The following is a 20,376-nucleotide window of genomic DNA, read 5'->3' on the forward strand; positions in this document are numbered from 1 at the left end:
TCAGGCGACCGTGTAGCTGACTCGCGTGCGCCCGGACTTCACCTTGACGTTCCTGACCTTGAGGCCGGTGAGCTCTCCCAGGCGGCGGACATGGGTGCCTCCGCACGGCGACCTGTACCCGGCCGTGACGACCACGCGGGTCGGCTTGCCCGCCGGGATCTCGGCCGGCACGTGGACACCGTCGCCACGGAGCTCTTCGGGCTCGCAGAAGTAGCTCGTCACCTCGGCGTCCTCGGCCACCATGCCGTCCATGGCGTCCTGGACCTTCGCGGCGAAGAACTCCCGCTCCCCGACCGGGAGCGCGCTGTCGAACTCGACGTACGGACCGTTCGGGAAGTGGTAGCCCTTCGTCGGGTGATAGCCGACGAGCCGGTCGACGGCGGTCATCACCAGATGCCCGCCCGTGTGCAGGAGGGCGTGCTCGCGCCGTACCGCCGGGTCGACGGCCAGGTGCGCGGTCTCCCCCGCGTCCAGTTCGCCCTCCGCGGGGCCGATGTGCAGCACCTCGCCGTTCACGAAGGCGACGCGCCGGACGTCCAGGCCGCCCCGCCCCGTGGACAGGCGGCCGCGGTCGGTCGGCTGGCCGCCGCCCTGCGGATAGAAGATCGTCTCGTTCAGGACGACCGTGGTGTCGCCGCCGTCGTTGTGCACTCGCACGATCGTGGCGTCCGCCTCGGTGCGCCGGGAGTCGTCCAGGTAGAGCAGCCGCGTGGGCATGGGGTTCCTTTGCGTGGTACATGCCGGGTGACAAGGCCGGAAGGCCGTCATACACGTCAAGTGTGGCCAGGAGACCATAAGCAAACAAGCGACTCCGGCCGACAGGCATTAACCTTTGCTTATGCTCGATGTAGTGCGGCTGAAGGTCTTCACCCAAGTGGCCCGGACCGGATCGATCGCCCGGGCTGCGAGCACGCTGGGCTACACCCCATCCGCCGTGTCCCAGCAGTTGAGCAAACTGGAGCGGGAGGCCGGCGCAACCCTTGCGACGCGCACCCACGCGGGCGTCGAACTCACCGCCGAGGGACGCGTCCTGCTGGACCACGCCGACGCCATCGTGGACCGGCTCGCGGCGGCCGAACAGGCGGTGCGGGACGTCGCGGGGCTGCGCTCCGCAGAGGTCAGGCTGGGGGGCTTCACCTCCGGAGCCCTGACCTTGCTCGCACCGGCCATCGCCACTTTCCGCGCGCGGTTCCCCGCCGTGCGGCTGTCGCTCACCGAGATAGAGCCGCCGGGCGGATACGACGGTGTGCGGACGGGTGAGCTGGACCTGCTCCTGTCACACGTCTACCCCGGTACGGCACCGCTCGACCCCGCCGGTCTCGTCGTGGCGGAACTGTTCGCCGACCCTCTGGTCGCGGCCATACCGGCGGACTGGCGGACCGGCGCGGACACCGGCGCGCTGCCGGCCCGGCGGCTGGCAGGGCTACCGCTGATCTCCGGCGGCCCCGGCCACGCCAACAGGATCGCGCTCGACCGGATGCTCTCGGCTGCGGGCGCGGCGCCGCGGGTCGAGTTCGAGACCCGCGACTACGCGGTGACGCTGGCGCTCGTCGCGGCGGGGGCCGGGGCCACGGTGATGCCATGGTCGGTCCTGGCCGCGAAGGTACCGGCCGGGGTACGCGTATGTCCTCTCAACGACGGCGAGGCGCGCAGGGTGCTGGTCGTCCATCGCCCCATGCCCGCCGAGGCGACCGTGATGTCGTTCTTGGACGTCATGCGGCAGACGTCCGCCGACCTCCTCAGCAGCGGCACAGATTTCAGGCTCCGGGAAGAGTGAGGGTCCCGTCGTGGCGGCGGGGTAGGTGCCATGGGTTGTCGTCGCGTAGGGGCGGCGGGAGAAGGTGCGGCGGGCAGTTCTGGTAGATGACGGGGCGGAGGAAGCGGGTTATGGCGGCCGTGCCGGGCGGGGCGGCCGGAGTCGGGGTCGGGGTCGGGTATGAGTCGAATACCAGGCGGCCGGCGCGGTCGCGGATCAGGGCGACCAAGCGTGCGGCGAGGTCGGTCTCGTCAGGCTCGCTGTGGAGCGTGACCGTGCGGGTGCCGGGGACGGCGGCGAGGGCCTCGGCCAGGTCGTCCTCACCGCTGTACCCCAGGACGACGGTCATCGGGCCGAAGCATTCCTCCAGGAGGAGTTCGGACCGGCCGAGGAGGGTCACCGGGCCCGCCATGAGATGGGCGGTGACCTGGCGGTCGCCGCTCGGCCGACCGGTCGCGACCGTGCGCAGGCCGGGGATGGCCGCGCGGGCGGCCGCGCCTTCAGTGTAGGCGGCGCGGAGGGCGTCGCCGGGGAGGGTCTGCGGGGCGGCGTCCGTGACGTGCTCGGCCATCGCCTCGGGGAGGCCGGAGCCCGCGGGGGCGAGGACGAGACCGGGTCCGGTGGACGCCGCCCCTTCGGCGATTTCTGCCAGGCGGGACTTCGCCGCGCCGGGGGTCACGATGAGCGGGTTGAGGCCGCAGGGCTCGCCGTAGAACGGGATCGGCTCTGGGCGGGTCAGGGCCAGGTCGTACAGGTTCCGGCCGTCGCGGGCGGTGCCGGTGAAGGCGATCGCCTTCGCTCTGGCGTCCTTGACCAGGGCGGTGCCCGCCTCGCGTCCGTGGACCAACTGGACCACGTCCTCGGGGAGGCCCGCGGCGGCGGCGCCCGCGCGCAGCGCGCCGAGAGTCAGGGCCGAGGTCTCCGGGTGGAGTTCGTGCGCCTTGACGACCACGGTGCAGCCGGCGGCGAGGGCGCTCGCAGTGTCGCCGCCGCCGACGCTGAACGCGAAGTCGGACGCGGAGAGCACGCCGACTACGCCGAGCGGGACGTTCATGCGGCGCAGGTCGGGACCGGAGTCCAGGCGGACGTCCAGGAAGGAGCCTTCTCGGAGGGTGTCGGCGAACACGCGGAGGTGTCCGCTGGTGCGCGCGACCTCGCCGGTCAGCCGCGCCTCGCCGAGGCCGGTCTCGGCGTCGGCCGCCGCGGCGAGTCCGGTCACGCGCGCGTCGAGGGCGGCGGCGACCGCGTCCAGCAGTGCGGCGCGGCCCCGCGGCCCGGCCTCGTCGAGGACGGGCAGCAGGTCGGCGGCGCGGCGGCAGACCGCTCCGACCTCCTGCGGGGTGGCCGACGCGTACTCCCCGCGCGGGCGTCCCGAGCGCGCGTCGACGCTCCAGACCGGCATCGGGGTCCGCCAGGTCAGGTCGGCGGGGCGCGGGCGGGCGGGCGGCAGCAGCGGCCCGGCCTCCGCGAGCAGCAGCCGCGCGGCCTCGATCGCGCCCGCCGCGGTGAAGTGGGTGTCGTCGGCGCTGCCGCGCGGATAGTTGGGATGCGGTCCGAGCCACAGGAAGAGCTCTCTGGTGGCGTCGGGGCCCAGTTCCCGCCAGCGGCGCGCGCTGGCGGCCTGGAGGTCGATCAGCGGGACGTGCTCGCCGGCGGCCAGCGCCTTCATCGCCGCCGGATACTCGCCGTGCGTCGGTGATCCGCCGGGCGTGCGGCGTTCGACCGACGTCACCAGCACCGGGCGGGCGCCTCGTGACCGGGCGCCCGCGACATAGCGGCGCAGGCAGGAGGTGTAGGCGCCGTAGGGGGCGGCGAACCTGCCCTGGTCGTGCCTGCCGTCGTTGTGGCCGAAGCAGATCAGCAGGGTGTCGTCCGGGCCGATCTCGCTCATGATCCGGTCGTGCATGCCGAGCCGCTCGATCGAACTGCGCACGCTGGCGCCCGGGTAGGCCGCGTTGACGACCGGGACGTCCAGCAGCGCGGCGAGGGCCTGCCCCCAGCCCGCCTGCGGCGCCTGGCCGGACGGATAGTCGGCGGCCGTGGAGTCGCCGGCGATGAAGATCCTCATGGGGCCGTCGCTTCGGCGGCGAGGCCGTGGGCCCGGCCGGGGGTCAGCCGCCCGTCGGCGACCACGACCGTGATCGACCTGGTCAGGTGATCCGGGACGGTCAGAGGTTCCTCCCACGCCAGGGCCGGGCCCACGCCGGGGTATTCGGCGACCCGGACGAACCACGGGTCGAGCCCGGTGGTCTGGACGAACAGCAGGCTCCACGCGTCCGAGGTCAGCGCCAGCCAGGGCGTGACGCTGCCGTGCACGGCCTCTTCCCCGGACGCCTCGCCGGTGAAGGCGTTCAGGCCGGCGGAGTCCTTGGGCGCGCGCCAGAAGAAGCCGCCGTAGCCCGCGCCGGTCCGGCCCTTGCAGGCCGAGCTCTGCAGGACGAGGGGCTTCCCGGTCCGGCCGGTGAGCGTGAACGCGAAATCGAGCGCCCAGGCATCGGCGACGGGGCGTGCGGTCAGGGTCCGCTCCTCGGCGGCCAGGACGGTCCCGTCCGGGCCGACCCAGTCGAGGCTCTCCGCGTAGCCACCGCCGACGGGGCGGAGCGTGCGGCGGCGCTGCCGCCCGTGGTTGGGGAGGATCTTCGGGCCCTCACCGGGGACGTAGGTGGAGCCGCCCCAGAAGTTGACCCCGTCGACGTCGGAGATCGCGACGCCCGCCCCGAAGTGGTGGACGTGGTCGTCCGGCTGGGTCTCGGTGACGACCGTCCCGCCGAGGGTCCGGACGGGGTGCAGGTGGGGCCGGGGAGCGTCGGTGGCCTGCAGGTCCCCGCGCTGGACGTAGGCGGCCACCTCCTGCCCGCCCGCACGCAGCACCGTCTCCGGCCACGGAGCCGAAACCGGCCCGAGGCTGCCGGGGAAGCCCAGCTCGGAGAGCGTCTTGAGGCCCTGCGCCGCGCGGACGATCAGACCCTCGACGCCGGGCAGGACCAGCCGGGACGGTTCCGTCCGGACGAACCGCCCCTCGATCGGCTCCGGTTCGGGGGCGAGGCGGATCGCGTCCAGCAGCCGGGTGAACCCGCCCGTGCGTGCCAGCGGCACCAGGAGATCAGCGCCGTCCCGGATGTGCGCGAGGAGGTTGCCGAGCAGATCCACGCGGCCGTAGCCGGTGCGGGCCCCGCCCGTCTCGATCTCGTCGAGGGTGTAGAACAGCCGCGCCGACCGGGTCTCGCCGTGGAGGTGCAGGTAGGGCTCGGTGCGCCGGTCGGAGCAGAGCGAGACGGTGATCGCGATGACCGTCCCGCCGGTGAGGCGAAGCCGGGCGCTGGAGGTGTCGTCGGACTCGATCGCGTTGGCGCGGTACAGCTCCAGTTCGATGCCGGCGATCGAGTCGACCGTGTCCGCTCCGGCGACGGCCAGGGCGGAGGCCACGGCGTGGGCGAAGGGGTTGGTGAGGGCCCCGTCCATGACGTCGGCCCCGTCCAGCCGGCGGCGGCCCGCCCACGCCGAGCGGGTGTAGTAGCCGAACGGGCGGGTCCACGACCCGGCCACCCCGATGGCGCGGACGGGTTCGCCGAGCACGTCCCGGGCGGCCGGGATCGCGTCCGAGCCGAGCGACTGGAAGCCGACCTGGCAGGCGAGCCCGGTCTCGGCCACCGCGGCGGAGATCGCCGCGAACTCCTCGACCGACGGCGCGGGCGGCTTCTCCAGCAGCACGTGCGCCCCGGCCCGGAGCGCGGCCACCGCCAGCGGCGCATGGGTGTGGATCGGAGTGGCGATCACCGCGACCTCGGCCCCGGTCTCCCGGATCAGCGCGGGAAGATCCGGCCCGCTCGGCACGTCCAGCCCGGACGGCGGCCGGACGTCGCACACCCCGGCCAGCTCGGCCCGGCCCGCCGCCGCCAGCCGCCGGACGTTCTCCAGGTGGTTGCGCCCGTAGCCGTTGACGCCGGCGACGACGACCTTCGCCGGTCTCACGACGACCACCTCGTCGGCGCGCCCGTCGCCCGCAGCTCCGCGCCGGTGATCTCCACCGGAGACGGGTCGGCGAGCAGCCCGAGATCGGTGAGGGTGGCGTCCTCGGCGCGCTCCACCATCACAGGGTCGTGCAGGGCGAGGGCGAGCTGGCCCGACAGCTCGGTCATCAGGTGCGGGTAGACCGGCACGTCGAAGACCCGCGCGAGGCCGGCGATGCGCAGGAACGGGGTGATCCCGCCGACCCGCACCACGTTCGGCTGGACGACGTCGCAGGCGCCGGCGGTCAGCAGGTCGCGGAAGCCGTGCGCGGTGGCGACGTTCTCGCCGACCGCGATCGGCGTGCCGATGCTTCGGCGGAGCTCCGCATGGGCGGCGATGTCGTCGGCGGGCAGCGGCTCCTCGATCCAGAACGGGTCGAACCGCTCCAGCGCCCGCAGCGCGGTCCGGGCCCGGTACAGGTCCCACCGCTGGTTGGCGTCGATCATCAGCGCCGTGCCGGGGCCGACGACCTCCCGGACGGCGGCGACCCGCTCGACGTCCTCGGCGAGCGAGGGCCGGCCGACCTTGATCTTGACGGCGGGGTGTCCCGCGGCGGCCCACCGCTCGGCCTGGGCGGTCAGCTCCTCCAGCGAGTAGTGCCGGTTGATCCCGCTGCCGTAGACCGGGACGCTGCCGCGCCGGGCCCCGAGGACGTCCACCAGGGAACGGTCACCGCACTCCAGATCCCACAGCGCGAGATCGACCCCGGCCATCGCGATCGGGACGATCCCCGACCGCCCCGCCTCGCTGAGATGGGCCGACAGCCGGTCCCACACCACGCCGGAATGCGCCGGAAGCCCGATCACGGCGTCGCGGACGTCGTGCTCCAGCAGCGCTCTGACCGAGTGCGCCCCGATCCGCGGGGTCCAGGAGATCCCGGTGCCCGAGCGCCCGTCGTCCAGCGTGAGCGTGACGAACAGGACGTGGTTGTACCGGACGTCCGCGCCCCACGGCCGGGCCAGCGGGACCGACCGCGGGACGACCGACAAATCCTTGATCATGGCGGGCCCTTCAGGCGAGTTCGGTGCGCCAGCTGCGCTTGGCGGTCCAGCCGAGCAGCCGCTCGGCCTTGGCGGCGGAGAACGCCGGGGCCGCGCCGGTGAGCGCGCCGGCGGCCTCCTCGGTCGCGGGGAAGAAGCGGGGCAGCAGCTCGGCCAGCGGCTCGCGGGCCAGCGCGTCCCCCGCGCCGGCGAAGAACACCTCGCCGTTGCGCTCCAGTTCCGGCAGCCGGGCGAGGAGCGCGCCGATGAACTCGCCGGCGTCCCGGGCGTCGAGGTAGTTGAACAGCGAGACGCTGCCGATCTCGGGCCGGTCCAGCCGCTCGCGCAGGGTGTGCCCCGACTGGGTCGGCGCGCCCTCCCACTCCTCGGGCGCGATGACGAAGCAGGGCCGGAACGCGGCCATCCTCGTGCCTGTCGCCGAGCGCGCGAACGTCCGCATCGTCTGCTCGGCGACCAGCTTCGACAGGCTGTAGACGTTCCACGGCCGCGTCGGGTGCTCCTCGTCCAGCGGCAGGTAGTCGGGCGTCCAGCCGCCGGGCGCGCCGTAGCCCAGCACCGTCGGGCTGCTCGCGACGACCAGCTCCGGCACCTCCAGCGCCACCGCCGCCGCGCAGACGTTGAACGCCAGCTGGGTGTTGACCCGGAACGTCGTGGCGTCCGTCCGGCCGAACGGGACGGCGATCGCGGCGAGATGGACCACCGCGTCCGGACGGAACCGGGTGAGGACCGAGTGGGCCTCGCCGAGATCGGTCAGGTCGGCGGGCAGGGATTCGGCGGCCTCCCGGGGGGTGCCCGGGGCGCTGTCGACGCCGATCACCTCATGTCCGGCCGCCGCCAGGGTGGTGACGACGCTGCGGCCCAGTCGGCCCGCGCTTCCGGTGACGAGCACTCTGCTCACCGCATGGACTCCTCAGCTCGCTGCAACCAGTTGCAGTAACGATTGCGCCAGCATGCCCGGCCCGTCAAGTGAGTGGCGCACGACCAGCAGAAACGGTCGCAGTGATCACCTCGAACGTGCAAACGGTTGCGTTAAGGTAGGCGCCATGGCAGTGACTATCCGGGACGTCGCCCACGCGTCCGGCGTACACGTGTCGACGGTGTCGCGGACCTTCTCCGCGCCGCACATGGTGAACACCGAAACGCGGACCCGGGTGATGGCGGTGGCCGAGCGGCTCGGCTACCGGCCCAACCGGGCGGCACGGTCGCTCACCACGGGCCGGACCGGCAACCTCGGTCTCATCGTGGCCGACCTCGCGAACCCGTTCTTCCCCCCGCTGATCAAGGCCGCGCAGGCCGCCGCCCGCGCCCAGGACTACCACCTGTTCGTCGCCGACACCGACGAGGACCCCGCGAAGGAGGAGCAGCTCGTGCTGGCCTTCTCCAAGCAGGTCGACGGCATCGTGCTGTGCAGCCCCAGGTCGTCGAACAAGGCGCTGGAGAGGCTGGTCGAAACGATCCCGTTCGTCCTGGTCAACCGGCGGCTGCGCGGCGTGACGACCGTCGTCATGGACGTCGCCCGCGGCGCCCGCACCGCGATGGAGCACCTCGCCGGGCTCGGCCACCGGCGGGTCGCGCTCGTGTCCGGGCCGTCCGGCTCCTGGACGAGCGGCGAGATCCGCAAGGCCGTCGCGGACGTGCCCGGCCTCGAAACGGTCGTCATCGGCCCCAACGCGCCCACCGAGGAGGGCGGCGTGACCGTCGCCGGGCGGGTGGCGGCGGCGGGCGTGACCGGCGTGCTCGCCTACAACGACCTCGTCGCCATCGGCCTGATCGAGGGGCTGGACGAGCTGGGCGTCGGCGTGCCCGACGACATCAGCGTGATCGGCATCGACGGCTCCATCACCGGACGCCTCTACCGGCCCAAGCTCACCACCGTCGCCATGCCCACGGCGGACGCCGGGCGCATGGCCGTCGACCTGCTCATCACGTCGATGAGCGCGGCCACCGTGCTGGAGACGCACCTGGTGGTCCGCGAGTCCACCGCTCCCCCGAAAGGACTCCCATGACAAGTCACGACATCGCCTTCGGCGTCACCCCGGAAGGCGAGAAGGTCGAACGGCACGTGCTGGACAACGGGCGGCTCCGCGTCGCGGTCCTCACCTACGGCGCGACCGTCCAGCGGCTGGAGGTGGCCGACGGCGCCAACGTCGTCCTCGGCCTCGACACGCTGGAGGACTACCTGCGGCGCAGCCGGTACTTCGGCGCGGTCGTCGGCCGGTACGGCAACCGCATCGCCCGCGGCAGGTTCACCCTCGACGGCACGGAGTACCGGCTCCCGGTCAACGACGGGGCGCACAGCCTGCACGGCGGCCTCCGCGGCTTCGACAAGCGGGTGTGGCAGGTGGAGTCGGCGGGCCCGGCGGACCTGCTGCTGAGCCTGGTGAGCCCGGACGGCGACGAGGGCTACCCGGGGGCGCTGACGGCGAGCGTCCGGTACCTGCTGGACGGCGACACGCTGCGGCTGGAGTACCGGGCGACGACCGACGCCCCGACCGTGGTCAACCTGACCAACCACTCCTACTTCAACCTGGCGGGCGCCGGGGACGTACGCGGTCACGTGGTGATGCTGGAGGCCGACCGCTACCTGCCGGTCGACGAGGGGAAGATCCCCACGGGCGAACTGGCCCCGGTGGCGGGGACGCCGTTCGACTTCACCGCCCCGGCGCGGGTCGACGCACGGCTCGGCGGCCGCTACGACCACTGCTACGTCCTCCAGGGCCGGGCGGCGGTCACCGATCCCGGCAGCGGACGCTCGATGGAGGTCACCACCACCGAACCGGGCGTCCAGTTCTACACGGGCCACATGCTGGACGCCGCCGCCACGCCGTTCGGGCCGTTCGCGGGGCTGTGCCTGGAGACCCAGCGCTTCCCCGACGCGCCGAACCGGCCGGCGTTCCCGTCCGCGGTCCTGCGGCCCGGCGAGGAGCTCGCCTCGGCCACCGAGTACCGCTTCACCGTGTCCTGAGCGACTGCAAACGGTTGTAGTAACAAGCAGCGGGGCCGGAGCTCGTCCGATGGAGCTCCGGCCCCTATTTTTGCCCTGACCTCGCGTTATGCCAGATCAGACCGCATCCGTCAGTGAGGAATCTCACTGCAAAGGGTTGACGTCATCTCCGGATCCGCGCTAAGAAAGCGCTATCTCAAACCACCTCCGACTCACCGAAGGGCCAGTGATGACGCTGAGGCCCGCCGCGGCCGACACGGCGACGGGGACGGCCGAGCCGACGGTCCCGCCCTCCGTGCGGACGGCCATCCGCCGCCCCGCCCGCCGCAAGAGCTCCCGCGCCCGCTCACAGGCATGGGCCGCCTACCTGTTCCTGGCCCCCTGGTTCATCGGCCTGTTCGCCATCACGCTCGGCCCGATGATCGCCTCGCTGTACCTGTCGTTCACCGACTACAGCCTGCTGAGCCAGGCGCACTGGGTCGGCTTGGACAACTACGACAAGATGTTCACGGCCGACAACCGCTACATGAACTCCCTCAAGGTCACGACCACCTACGTGGTCGTCTCGGTCCCGCTGCAGCTCGCGTTCGCCCTCGGGCTGGCGCTGGCGCTGGACAGGGGGCTGCGCGGCCTGTCGTTCTACCGGTCGGTCTTCTACCTGCCCTCGCTGCTCGGCGGCAGCGTGGCGATCTCGATCCTGTGGCGGAAGATCTTCGGGACGGACGGGATCGTCAACACGTTCCTCGGCTGGTTCGGCTACGAGGGCCAGGGCTGGGTCACGAGCCCGGACACGGCGCTGTGGACGCTGATCGTCCTGCACGTCTGGACGTTCGGCGCCCCGATGGTCATCTTCCTCGCCGGGCTGCGGCAGATCCCGCGGAACCTGTACGAGGCGGCGCGGGTGGACGGCGCCGGCCGGCTGCGGCAGTTCCGGTCGATCACGCTGCCGCTGCTCACCCCGATCATCTTCTTCAACGCCGTGCTCGAGGTGATCAAGTCGTTCCAGTCGTTCACGCAGTCGTTCGTCGTCAGCGGCGGCAACGGCGGGCCGGTCGACTCGACCCTCTTCTACACGCTCTACCTCTACCTCAAGGGCTTCAAGAACTACGAGATGGGATACGCGGCCGCCATGGCGTGGGTGCTCCTGCTCATCATCGGGGCCCTCACCGCCGTCAACTTCCTCATGTCTCGATTCTGGGTCTTCTATGGCGACGACAAGTAAGCGCGTGCCGGTGCTGTTCCGGCCCGCCTCGCGACTGACCAAGCACGTCGTGCTGATCGTGTTCGGGCTGTTCATGCTCTACCCGCTGCTCTGGATGATCTCCAGCTCGGTCAAGCCCGAGGAGCTGATCTTCCGGGAGCCCGGCCTCGTCCCGACCGAGGTGACCGGCGCCAACTACTCCGGCGGCTGGGACGCGCTCAAGCACTCCTTCGGCTACTACCTGTGGAACTCCGCGGTCATCACGTCCCTGGCGGTCGTCGGCAACCTGGCCGCCTGCTCGCTGGCGGCCTACGCGTTCGCGCGGCTGGAGTTCCCGCTCAAGAGGCTCTGGTTCGCGATCATGCTGGTCTCGATCATGCTGCCGCACCATGTGACGGTCGTGCCGCAGTACATCGCGTTCAGCAAGATCGGCTGGATCAACACGATCTGGCCGATCGTCGTGCCGAAGTTCCTGGCCACCGACGCGTTCTTCATCTTCCTGATGGTGCAGTTCATCCGCACCCTCCCCCGGGAGCTGGACGAGGCGGCGGCCATCGACGGCGCGGGGCACCTCCGCACGTTCCTCCAGGTGGTGATGCCGCTCTGCGTCCCGGCGCTGGCCACCACGGCGATCTTCACGTTCATCTGGACGTGGAACGACTTCTTCACCCAGAACCTCTACCTGACCAATTCCGACAACCTCACCGCCCCGGTCGCGCTGCGCCAGTTCATGGACTCCAGCGGCGACTCCTCCTGGGGGCCGATGTTCGCGATGTCGATCATCTCGCTCGGCCCGATCTTCGGTTTCTTCCTGGCCGGCCAGAAATACCTCGTCCGAGGTGTGGCGACCACCGGCCTCAAATAGGAACCGGCCCCAGAACCCTCCTCCCCCTTCCTGTCCCCCGGAGGTATGAACAGATGAAACGCATCCTGGCGGCCGCGGCCGTCACCCTGCTCGCGGTGTCGGCCACCGCGTGCGGAAGCGGCGACGACGGTGATTCCGGTGGCAAGACGAAGCTCGTCTTCTCCTACTGGGGCAGCGACTCGCGGCAGAAGCTGACCGAGGCGGCCATCGCCGAGTTCGAGAAGAAGAACCCCGCGATCGACGTCGAGGGCGACTTCTCCGACTGGGACAGCTACTACGAGAAGCTGGCCACCAAGGCGGCGGCCGGCGACGCGCCGGACGTCATGTCGATCGAGATCCGCGGCCTGGCGGAGTACGCGGGCCGCGGCATGCTCGCCGACGTGCACGGGAAGGTCGACACCGCGGGCCTCGACCAGGGCGTCCTCAAGGCCGGCCAGGTCGACGGCAAGCAGTTCGCGATCCCCACCGGCGTCAACGCGTTCCCGATGGTCGTCAACAAGGCGACCCTGAAGAAGTACGGCCAGAAGGTCCCGGACGACAAGACGTGGACGTGGGACGACTACATCGCGACGTCCCAGAAGGTGACCGAGAAGAGCGGCGGCAAGGTCTGGGGCACCGAGTACAACGAGAACCCCGCGTTCCTGCAGATCTACGCCGGCCAGCGCGGTGAGCAGTTCTACTCGGGCGGCAAGGTCGCCCTGTCCGAGCAGACCATCAAGGACTGGTGGGCCCTGCTGCAGAAGATCATCGGCAGCAAGGCCGGGCCGGGCGCCGCCGAGATGCTGGAGACCGGCACCAAGGTCGACCAGGCTCTGCTCGCCACCAACGAAAGCGCTTTCGGAAGCTGGTGGAGCAACCAGCTCGACGCGCTGACCAAGGGCTCCGGCCAGGACCTGGACCTGCTGCGCATGCCGAAGACGCCGGGCGCCGCCGCCTCCGGCATGTTCCTGCAGCCGGCGATGTACTACACGATCTCGGCCAAGACCGAGCGGGCCGCCGCCGCCCAGAAGTTCGTCGACTTCCTGGTCAACGACCCGGACGCCGGCGCGATCCTGCTCAGCGACCGGGGCCTGCCGACCAACGCCCAGGTCATCGCGGCGATCAAGGGCAAGCTGTCCCCGGCCGACCAGAAGGTGCTGGCGTTCATGGACTCGATCAAGGGCGACCTCAGCCCGATCGTCGTCCCGCCGAAGGGCGCGATGGAGATGGAGGACATCCTCAAGCGCGCCACCGACTCGGTGCTGTTCGGGAAGGCCAAGCCGGACGATGCGGCCAAGACCTTCCTGACCGAGGCCAACAACGCCCTGTCCCAGTGACGGGCCCCGCTGACGGGTGACCCCGTGACGAGCCGTGCGGCCCGTGAACAGGCCGGGCCGCACGGCGCCACCCCCGCCCCCTGGAGTTCCCCCACCATGCGATACGCCTTCGTCGGGCTCGGCCACCGGGCGCAGATGTACGTCGACGCGCTGCTCGGCGCGTGGAGCGGCACCGGCGAGATCGCCGCGCTCTGCGACCCCAACCGGACGCGCCTGCGCTACTACCTCGACCGGATCGGCCGCGACGTGCCGTGCTTCGCGCCCGGAGAGTTCGGCGCGATGCTCGGGCACGCCGACGCCGTCGTGGTCGCCACCGTCGACGCCGCCCACGCCCGCTACGTGGTCGAGGCGCTGGACGCGGGCAAGGACGTCGTCGTCGAGAAGCCGCTGTGCACCACGGCCGAGGACTGCGCGGCGATCGCCGCGGCGGCCGAGCGGAGCACCGGCAGGCTCATCGTCACCTTCAACTACCGCTACTCGCCGCGCAACAGCGCCGTCCGCCGGCTCCTCGCGGACGGCGCGATCGGCGACGTCACCTCGGTGCACTTCTCGTGGGCGCTCGACACCATCCACGGCGCCGACTACTTCCGCCGCTGGCACCGGGACAGGGCCAACTCCGGCGGCCTGCTGGTGCACAAGGCCACCCACCACTTCGACCTGGTCAACTGGTGGATCGACGACGCCGCCGCATCCGTCTACGCCCAGACCTCGCTGCGCTTCTACGGCGCCGGCAACGCCCGCGCGCGCGGGCTCGACGACCGTCCCGCACGGGCGTTCCACGCTCCGGGGCTGGGCACGGACCCGTTCCTGCTGGACATGTCCGCCGATCCCCGGCTGAAGAGCCTCTACCTGGACGCCGAGCACGAGGACGGCTACCTCCGCGACCAGGACGTGTTCGGCGAGGGCGTGACGATCGACGACAACATGTCGGTCCTCGTCCGGTACGAGCGCGGCGCGCTGCTCACCTACTCCCTCAACGCGCACGCGCCGGCCGAGGGGTACCGGGCCGTCTTCAACGGCACCGCCGGACGGCTGGAGCTGGACGTCGTCGAGCGGGCGTGGACGCCGCCGCACGCGGCGATCGACCCGACCGCGGCCGGCAAGGAGCACGCCGAGGGCGCGTCGGAGCGGCTCGTCCTGCAGCGGCACTGGCAGAAGCCGGAGGAGATCGCGATCGAGGGGGGTGCGGGCGCGCACGGCGGCGGCGACGCGCTGCTGCTCGACGACGTGTTCCGGGGCCCGTCGGAGGACCCGCTCACCCGCCGGGCCGGGTACCGCGCGGGGGTCGCGAGCGTGCTGATCGGCGTCTCGGCGAACCTGTCGGCGGCGACCGGCGCTCCCGTCGGCCTCACGGCCGGCGGCACCCGGATGGCCGGCTGATGCTCGGCGAGTTCTCCGGCCTGGCGGAGATCGCCGCCCGCGAGCGGGGCCTGTTCCCGCCGCCGGGCCCGGACCTGCCCGAGCGCCTCCGCGACGCGCTGGGCGTCCTGGAGCTGGGCGCCGGCGACGTCCGGGTGGAGCGCCGCTGGACCGACGCCGGGCTGGCGGGAGAGGAACTGTCCTGGACGGTCGGGTTCGGGCCGCGCACCCGCGCCGTCCTGCTCCGCCCGGAGGGCGCCGCGGGCCCGCTGCCCGGAGTCGTCGCGATGCACTGCCACGCGGGGATGAAGTGGGCCGGCAAGGACAAGATCGCGGACGGCCCGGAGCCGCCCGTCGCCGAGATCGTCCGGCTGCGCGCCCGGCTCTACGGCCGCCGCGCCTACGCGGGCGAGCTGGCACGCCGGGGCTTCGCGGTGCTCGCCCACGACGTGTTCGCCTGGGGCAGCCGGCGCTTCCCGCTGGCCGGGTCCACGGACGAGCCCGACCGCTACGACCGTGCCGCCCGCGACCACGAGCACGTCCTGGCGAAGACCTGCACGCTGCTGGGCACGTCGTTCGCGGGCGTCCTCGCCTCCGAGGACCTCGCGGCCGCCGCCTATCTGCGCTCCCGGCCCGACGTCGGCTCCGTCAGCACGATCGGCCTGTCGGGCGGCGGGGCACGGGCCGCGCTGCTGGGCGCACTCGACCCCGGGATCGCCGCCGTCGCCGTGGCCGCGATGGTCTCGTCCTTCCGGGACCTCCGCGACGAGCACGTGGCCGCGCACTCCTGGCTGCTCTTCCCGCCGGGCCTGACCCGGCTGGCCGACTGGCCCGGCGTCGTCGCGGCCCGCTCCCCGGCCCCGCTGATGGTCCTCTACGCCACCGCGGACCCGCTCTTCCCCGCCGCGGGCATGCATCGGGCCCATCGCCAGATCACCTACGCCTACCGGAATGCGCCGGACCATTACACCGGCGCCTTCTTCGACACCGACCACCAATTCGACCGACCCATGCAGGATGCGGCGTTCGGCTGGCTGGCCGACACGGTCGCGCCAATTACCCGGCGTTGTTCCTCATGAAAAGACGGCACGTCCATTGACGCGTTCGCGATGAACGCCTAACGTTCGAGAAAGCGCTTTCTGTAGCACCGGACAACGGACCGTCCGGCTCGTCCCCCGCCATCGAGACGGCCGCAACGGCGCAGCCGCATCGCCACAGAAGGGCCCACCCCATGCGCCCGCTCCCCCGCCGGCGAGCCCGGCCGCCCCCACCCGGGAAAGGCTCGGAACAGCGACCGATACGGCGGTCCGCACCGGTGATCCGACCATCACCGCAGCGCGTTCATCCGCCGCCGCCCCTTTTCCCGAAACCTGGTCGGCCAAGCCGACCGAGCTTGGAGACAACCATGCAAACGAAACCCGTGATCGCGTGCGGCGGCCTGCTGGCCGGCGCGCTCGTCGCCCTGTCCGGCACGGCGGCGCAGGCCGCCACCGTCCGTTACGAGGCCGGGGAGTCCCCGGCGGTGTGCAGCGGAACGATCGACTCCGACCACAGCGGCTACTCGGGCAGCGGATTCTGCAACACCGAGAACGCGACCGGCGCCTACGCGCAGTTCACCGTGAACGCCCCAGCCGCGGGCACGGCGACATTAAGGGTCCGTTTCGCCAACGGAACCGGCACCGCGCGGCCGGCGAACGTCACCGTGAACGGCTCGACCGTCTCGTCGGTCCAGTTCGCGGGCACCGGCTCGTGGGACTCCTGGACGACGGCGACCCTCACGGTGCCGCTGAACGCGGGCGGCAACACCGTCCGCCTCACGGCCACCACCGCCAACGGCCTGGCCAACATCGACTACATCGAGGTCGAGACCGACGGCGGCGACACCACGCCGCCGGACGACGCGGACGCGCTGTACGTGTCGCCGAACGGCAGCGACGGCGCGTCCGGTACGGAGTCGGACCCGACGACCCTCACGTCCGCGATCGGCCGCATCAGCTCCGGCGGCACGATCTACATGCGCGGCGGGACGTACAGGTACTCGCAGACGGTCACCATCCCGCAGGGCGACAACGGCACCTCCGGCGACCGCACGCGGCTGTCCGCCTACCCGGGCGAGACCCCGGTCCTGAACTTCTCGGCCATGAGCGAGAACTCCGCGAACCGGGGCCTGGCGGTGAACGGCTCGTACTGGCACGTGTACGGCATCGTCGTCGAGCACGCCGGCGACAACGGGATCTTCGTGAGCGGCAGCGACAACGTCATCGAGCGCACGGTGACCCGGTTCAACCGCGACACGGGACTGCAGCTCTCCCGGATGGCGTCGGACACCCCCGAGAGCCAGTGGCCGTCCCGCAACCTCATCCTGAGCGCGGAGTCGCACGACAACGCCGACTCCGACGGCGAGGACGCCGACGGCTTCGCCGCCAAGCTCACCTCCGGCCCCGGGAACGTCTTCCGCTACGACGTGTCCCACAACAACATCGACGACGGCTGGGACCTCTACACCAAGGGCGAGACGGGCCCGATCGGCCCGGTGACCATCGAGGACTCGCTGTCCTACGACAACGGCACGCTCAGCAACGGCGGCCAGGCGGGAAGCGGCGACCGCAACGGCTACAAGCTCGGCGGCGAGGACATCCCAGTCGGCCACGTCGTCCGGCGCTCCTTCGCGGTGAACAACGGCCACCACGGGTTCACCTACAACAGCAACCCCGGCTCGATGACGATCTCGGACAACGTCAGCGTCGACAACGCCGAACGCAACTTCTCCTTCGACGAAGGCGGCTCGGTCTTCCGGAACAACACCTCGTGCCGCTTCGACGGCGGCGGGTCGAACGACAAGACCGCCGGCGACGCCGACGGTTCCAACCAGTTCTGGACCGGCTCGAACGGCTCCCGCTGCCCGTCCTACGCCGGCGCCCTCGGCTGGTACTTCGGCTCGGACGGCCACCTCGTCGTGACCTTCGGCGGCAGCGCCGCGACCCCGTAACCCCCAGCACGCGAGAGAAGAGGCAAGGTTGACTTCCTCCCCACGCCTAAAGGCGGGGGATTCCAACCGTCGCCGGTTGGGTTTCCTGCTTCGTCGCCGTCTGCCCGCTCGGCTTGCGCCGTTTGGGTCTTACGTCGGCTCCACAGGCCGTGACCGCCAGCCCGGCGGCCAGAATGTTCTTCGCGGCGTTGACGTCGCGGTCATGGCGGGCGCCGCACCCGCACTCCCATTCCCTCACCTCGAGGGGCATCGCCCCGGCGACCGTCCCGCACGCCCCGCACAGCCTGCTGGAGGGGAACCAGCGGTCGATCACCACCAGTTCGCGGCCGTACCAGTCGGCCTTGTACTCCAGCATGGCCCGCAGGTCCCGCCACGCCGCATCCGAGATAGCGCGGGCCAGGGAATGGTTGCCGACCATGCCCGCGACGTTCAGGTCCTCGATCACGACCACTTGGTTCTCGTGGACGAGCCGAGTCGACAGCTTGTGCAGGAAGTCCCGCCTGCGGTCGGTGATCCGCGCATGGATCCGCGCCACCCTCTGCCGGGCCCTGTCACGGTTGTTCGACCCCTTGGTCTTGCGGGCCAGGTCTTTCTGCGCGCGGGCCAGGCGTTCCCGGTCGCGGCGCTCGTGCCGGGGGTTGGTGACCTTCTCCCCGGTCGACAGCGTCACCAGCGACCTCACCCCGGCGTCGATGCCCACGGCCGTCTCCACCGGGTCCAGGCGGGCGATGGCGTCCTGGCACAGCAGGGACACAAACCACCGCCCCGCCGCGTCACGCGACACTGTGACCGTGGACGGTTCGGCGCCCTCGGGCAGCGGCCGGGACCACCGGATGTCCAGCGGCTCGGACATCTTCGCCAGCCTCAACCGGCCGTCCCGCCACGTGAACGCCGACCGCGTGTACTCCGCGCTCTGCCGGGACTTCTTCCGCGACTTCAAGCGCGGGTAGGCGGCGCGTCCGGCGAAGAAATTGGTGAACGCGGTCTGCAGGTGCCGCAGCGCCTGCTGCAGCGGCACGCTCGACACCTCGCCCAGGAACGCCAGTTCCCCGGTCTTCTTCCATTCGGTGAGGAGCGCGGAGGTCTCCACCTAGGAGACGCGGCGCTGCTCCGAATACCAGGCGCGGGTGCGTTCCTCCAGCGCCCGGTTGTACACCAGGCGTGCGCAGCCGAACGTGCGGGACAGCTCCGCCGCCTGCTCGCCCGTGGGATAGAAGCGGTACCGGAAAGCCCGCTTCACCTGCCGCGCCATGCCTCACACCCTATCCTCCCGCCGGTGAGGTTCGCCCACATGTTCGAGGTGACACCCGGGCATCGCGCGGGGGCGCGTTTCCTCCCCAGGGCTAAAGCCCGGGGTCTCCACACTCAGGAGCTTTAGATGAGACGACACGTCGCACTGCGACTCTCAGCGGCACTGGCCACGACGGCCCTCGCGGCCACGGCCGGCGTGGTCCTGTCGACGCCCGAGGTGTCGGCCGCGGCCGGCGGCGCCACCGGCTACGCGACCCAGAACGGCGGGACCACCGGCGGCGCGGGCGGGCAGACGGTGCGCGCCACCACCGGGACCGCGATCCACGCGGCCCTGTGCAACCGGGCCGCCGCCAGCACCCCGATCACCATCGAGGTCGAGGGCACGATCAACCACGGCAACACCAGCAAGGTGTCGGGCGACAGTTGCAGCACCGCCGCCGACAAGATCGAGCTCAAGCAGATCAGCAACGTCACGATCATCGGGGTCGGCGGCGGCGCCGTCTTCGACCAGCTGGGCATCCACATCCGCGAGTCCAGCAACATCATCATCCGGAACGTGACCGTCCGGAACGTGAAGAAGTCGGGCTCGCCCACGTCCAACGGCGGCGACGCCATCGGCATGGAGAGCGACGTCCGCAACGTCTGGGTCGACCACGCCACCCTCGAAGCGTCGGGCGGCGAGGACGAGGGGTTCGACGGGCTCTTCGACATGAAGGACAACACCCGGTACGTGACCCTGTCCTACAGCATCCTGCGCAACTCGGGCCGCGGCGGCCTCATCGGGTCCAGCGAGAGCGACACGTCGAACGGCTTCGTGACGTTCCACCACAACCTGTACCAGAACATCGACTCCCGCACGCCGCTGCTGCGCGCCGGGACCGCCCACACCTACGACAACCACTTCGTGGGCCTCACCAAGTCCGGCATCAATTCCCGGGTCGGGGCGCACGTCAAGGTGGAGAACAACTACTTCGAGGACTCCAAGGACGTCCTCGGCACCTTCTACACCGACGAGCTCGGCTACTGGCAGGTCAGCGGCAACATCTACGACAACGTGACCTGGACCGAGCCCGGTGGGGAGAACCACCCGGCCGGCCCGAACCCGCAGTCCAACACCTCGGTCAGCATCCCCTACTCCTACAGCCTCGACAGTGCGTCCTGCGTGCCGAGCGTCGTGAGCCAGACGGCGGGCGCGAACAAGGGCCTGCGCGTGTCGGACGGCAACTGCACACCGCAGACACCGACCCCCACCCCGACCGACCCCACACCCACACCCACCGACCCGACGCCCACGCCGACGCAGCCCAGCGGGACCAACCTCAGCATCGGCGCCGGCTCCGACGGCTCCAGCAAGGCCGACGGGACGAGCTACGGCAACGTCCGGGACGGTGACATGAGCACCTACTGGTCGCCCTCCGGCTCGACCGGCTCCATCTCGATCAAGTGGGGCTCCGCCACCACCGTCTCCAAGATCAACATCCGGGAGGCGTCGGGCGCCACCGGCAACATCGGGTCCTGGCAGGTTCTCAACAACGACACCGGCGCCGTCCTGACCTCCGGCAGCGGCGCCGGCGTCATCACTTTCTCCCCGACCTCGCTGAAGAAGATCACCTTCAACATCACCGCCTCGACCGGCACCCCCCGCGTGGCCGAGTTCGAGACCTACGCCGGCTGACGCCCCCG

The 20,376-nt window shown here is 71.3% G+C and carries 15 protein-coding genes and 1 pseudogene; 10 read left to right on the forward strand and 6 right to left on the reverse strand.

Annotation, left to right across the window (positions count from 1 at the left end; all coding sequences use genetic code 11):
- Entirely contained in the window at nt 1–717 is a 717-nt protein-coding gene (locus AL2_RS24475; protein ID WP_067637332.1) for an alanine--tRNA ligase-related protein, read from the reverse strand.
- 121 nt (nt 718–838) lie between these two features.
- Here AL2_RS24475 and AL2_RS24480 point away from each other — a divergent pair, with 121 nt between their 5' ends.
- Complete coding sequence (locus AL2_RS24480; protein ID WP_067637336.1) at nt 839–1,777, forward strand: LysR family transcriptional regulator; 939 nt, start codon at nt 839–841, stop codon at nt 1,775–1,777.
- Here AL2_RS24480 and AL2_RS24485 read toward each other — a convergent pair.
- The 4 genes from AL2_RS24485 to AL2_RS24500 are packed head-to-tail and all read right to left on the reverse strand — an operon-like array spanning nt 1,758 to nt 7,666.
- Nucleotides 1,758–3,824 carry an aldehyde dehydrogenase family protein gene (locus AL2_RS24485; RefSeq protein ID WP_083946856.1) on the reverse strand — a complete coding sequence of 689 codons (2,067 nt, stop codon included), beginning with the start codon at nt 3,822–3,824 and terminating at the stop codon, nt 1,758–1,760. The two genes, AL2_RS24480 and AL2_RS24485, sit on opposite strands and share 20 nt — an antisense overlap.
- Nucleotides 3,821–5,728, reverse strand: coding sequence for a DUF6807 family protein (locus AL2_RS24490; RefSeq protein ID WP_083946878.1), 1,908 nt, complete (start codon nt 5,726–5,728; stop codon nt 3,821–3,823). The genes AL2_RS24485 and AL2_RS24490 overlap by 4 nt, the downstream gene beginning before the upstream one ends.
- Nucleotides 5,725–6,768: a mandelate racemase/muconate lactonizing enzyme family protein gene (locus tag AL2_RS24495; protein ID WP_067637340.1), complete on the reverse strand. Its 1,044-nt coding sequence runs from the start codon at nt 6,766–6,768 to the stop codon at nt 5,725–5,727. Before AL2_RS24495 ends, AL2_RS24490 begins: the two co-directional genes overlap by 4 nt.
- 10 nt (nt 6,769–6,778) lie before the next feature.
- A complete protein-coding gene (locus AL2_RS24500; protein ID WP_067637341.1) occupies nt 6,779–7,666 on the reverse strand; it encodes an NAD-dependent epimerase/dehydratase family protein in 888 nt (295 codons plus the stop codon).
- A gap of 145 nt (nt 7,667–7,811) precedes the next feature.
- Between AL2_RS24500 and AL2_RS24505 the strand changes: the two genes are divergently transcribed.
- From AL2_RS24505 to AL2_RS24540, 8 genes are all read left to right on the forward strand, one after another.
- Nucleotides 7,812–8,774 (forward strand): LacI family DNA-binding transcriptional regulator, encoded by a 963-nt coding sequence (locus tag AL2_RS24505; protein WP_067637342.1) that lies wholly within the window; start codon nt 7,812–7,814, stop codon nt 8,772–8,774.
- Entirely contained in the window at nt 8,771–9,733 is a 963-nt protein-coding gene (locus tag AL2_RS24510; RefSeq protein WP_067637344.1) for an aldose epimerase family protein, read from the forward strand. The genes AL2_RS24505 and AL2_RS24510 overlap by 4 nt, the downstream gene beginning before the upstream one ends.
- A 208-nt stretch (nt 9,734–9,941) precedes the next feature.
- On the forward strand, nt 9,942–10,934 hold the full coding sequence (locus AL2_RS24515; RefSeq protein ID WP_083946857.1) for a carbohydrate ABC transporter permease: 993 nt from the start codon (nt 9,942–9,944) through the stop codon (nt 10,932–10,934).
- Complete coding sequence (locus AL2_RS24520; protein WP_067637346.1) at nt 10,918–11,778, forward strand: carbohydrate ABC transporter permease; 861 nt, start codon at nt 10,918–10,920, stop codon at nt 11,776–11,778. Before AL2_RS24515 ends, AL2_RS24520 begins: the two co-directional genes overlap by 17 nt.
- A gap of 53 nt (nt 11,779–11,831) precedes the next feature.
- Nucleotides 11,832–13,094: an ABC transporter substrate-binding protein gene (locus AL2_RS24525; protein ID WP_067637348.1), complete on the forward strand. Its 1,263-nt coding sequence runs from the start codon at nt 11,832–11,834 to the stop codon at nt 13,092–13,094.
- Nucleotides 13,095–13,118: 24 nt separating this feature from the next.
- Entirely contained in the window at nt 13,119–14,474 is a 1,356-nt protein-coding gene (locus AL2_RS24530; RefSeq protein WP_312032878.1) for a Gfo/Idh/MocA family protein, read from the forward strand.
- Nucleotides 14,474–15,532 carry a dienelactone hydrolase family protein gene (locus AL2_RS24535; RefSeq protein WP_067637354.1) on the forward strand — a complete coding sequence of 353 codons (1,059 nt, stop codon included), beginning with the start codon at nt 14,474–14,476 and terminating at the stop codon, nt 15,530–15,532. The genes AL2_RS24530 and AL2_RS24535 overlap by 1 nt, the downstream gene beginning before the upstream one ends.
- Before the next feature lie 326 nt (nt 15,533–15,858).
- Nucleotides 15,859–17,442, forward strand: a complete 1,584-nt coding sequence (locus AL2_RS24540) for a right-handed parallel beta-helix repeat-containing protein (protein ID WP_067637355.1) — start codon at nt 15,859–15,861, stop codon at nt 17,440–17,442.
- A gap of 46 nt (nt 17,443–17,488) precedes the next feature.
- Here the strand turns inward: AL2_RS24540 and AL2_RS24545 are convergent.
- Nucleotides 17,489–18,694 (reverse strand): annotated as a pseudogene (locus tag AL2_RS24545) (RNA-guided endonuclease InsQ/TnpB family protein).
- 126 nt (nt 18,695–18,820) lie between these two features.
- Between AL2_RS24545 and AL2_RS24550 the strand changes: the two are divergent.
- Entirely contained in the window at nt 18,821–20,368 is a 1,548-nt protein-coding gene (locus AL2_RS24550) for a pectate lyase family protein (protein ID WP_067637356.1), read from the forward strand.
- Nucleotides 20,369–20,376 lie beyond the last annotated feature (8 nt).

The organism is Actinomadura latina NBRC 106108 (assembly GCF_001552195.1).
Lineage (GTDB): Bacteria > Actinomycetota > Actinomycetes > Streptosporangiales > Streptosporangiaceae > Spirillospora > Spirillospora latina.

What these genes read in the sequence shown, in the direction of transcription:
- AL2_RS24515 (WP_083946857.1), top strand. Translation starts at nt 9,942, where the DNA reads ATGACGCTGAGGCCCGCCGCGGCCGACACGGCGACGGGGACGGCCGAG.
- AL2_RS24535 (WP_067637354.1), top strand. Translation starts at nt 14,474, where the DNA reads ATGCTCGGCGAGTTCTCCGGCCTGGCGGAGATCGCCGCCCGCGAGCGG.
- AL2_RS24520 (WP_067637346.1), top strand. Translation starts at nt 10,918, where the DNA reads ATGGCGACGACAAGTAAGCGCGTGCCGGTGCTGTTCCGGCCCGCCTCG.
- AL2_RS24525 (WP_067637348.1), top strand. Translation starts at nt 11,832, where the DNA reads ATGAAACGCATCCTGGCGGCCGCGGCCGTCACCCTGCTCGCGGTGTCG.
- AL2_RS24540 (WP_067637355.1), top strand. Translation starts at nt 15,859, where the DNA reads ATGCAAACGAAACCCGTGATCGCGTGCGGCGGCCTGCTGGCCGGCGCG.
- AL2_RS24485 (WP_083946856.1), bottom strand. Translation starts at nt 3,824, where the DNA reads ATGAGGATCTTCATCGCCGGCGACTCCACGGCCGCCGACTATCCGTCC.
- AL2_RS24480 (WP_067637336.1), top strand. Translation starts at nt 839, where the DNA reads ATGCTCGATGTAGTGCGGCTGAAGGTCTTCACCCAAGTGGCCCGGACC.
- AL2_RS24475 (WP_067637332.1), bottom strand. Translation starts at nt 717, where the DNA reads ATGCCCACGCGGCTGCTCTACCTGGACGACTCCCGGCGCACCGAGGCG.
- AL2_RS24550 (WP_067637356.1), top strand. Translation starts at nt 18,821, where the DNA reads ATGAGACGACACGTCGCACTGCGACTCTCAGCGGCACTGGCCACGACG.
- AL2_RS24495 (WP_067637340.1), bottom strand. Translation starts at nt 6,768, where the DNA reads ATGATCAAGGATTTGTCGGTCGTCCCGCGGTCGGTCCCGCTGGCCCGG.
- AL2_RS24510 (WP_067637344.1), top strand. Translation starts at nt 8,771, where the DNA reads ATGACAAGTCACGACATCGCCTTCGGCGTCACCCCGGAAGGCGAGAAG.
- AL2_RS24505 (WP_067637342.1), top strand. Translation starts at nt 7,812, where the DNA reads ATGGCAGTGACTATCCGGGACGTCGCCCACGCGTCCGGCGTACACGTG.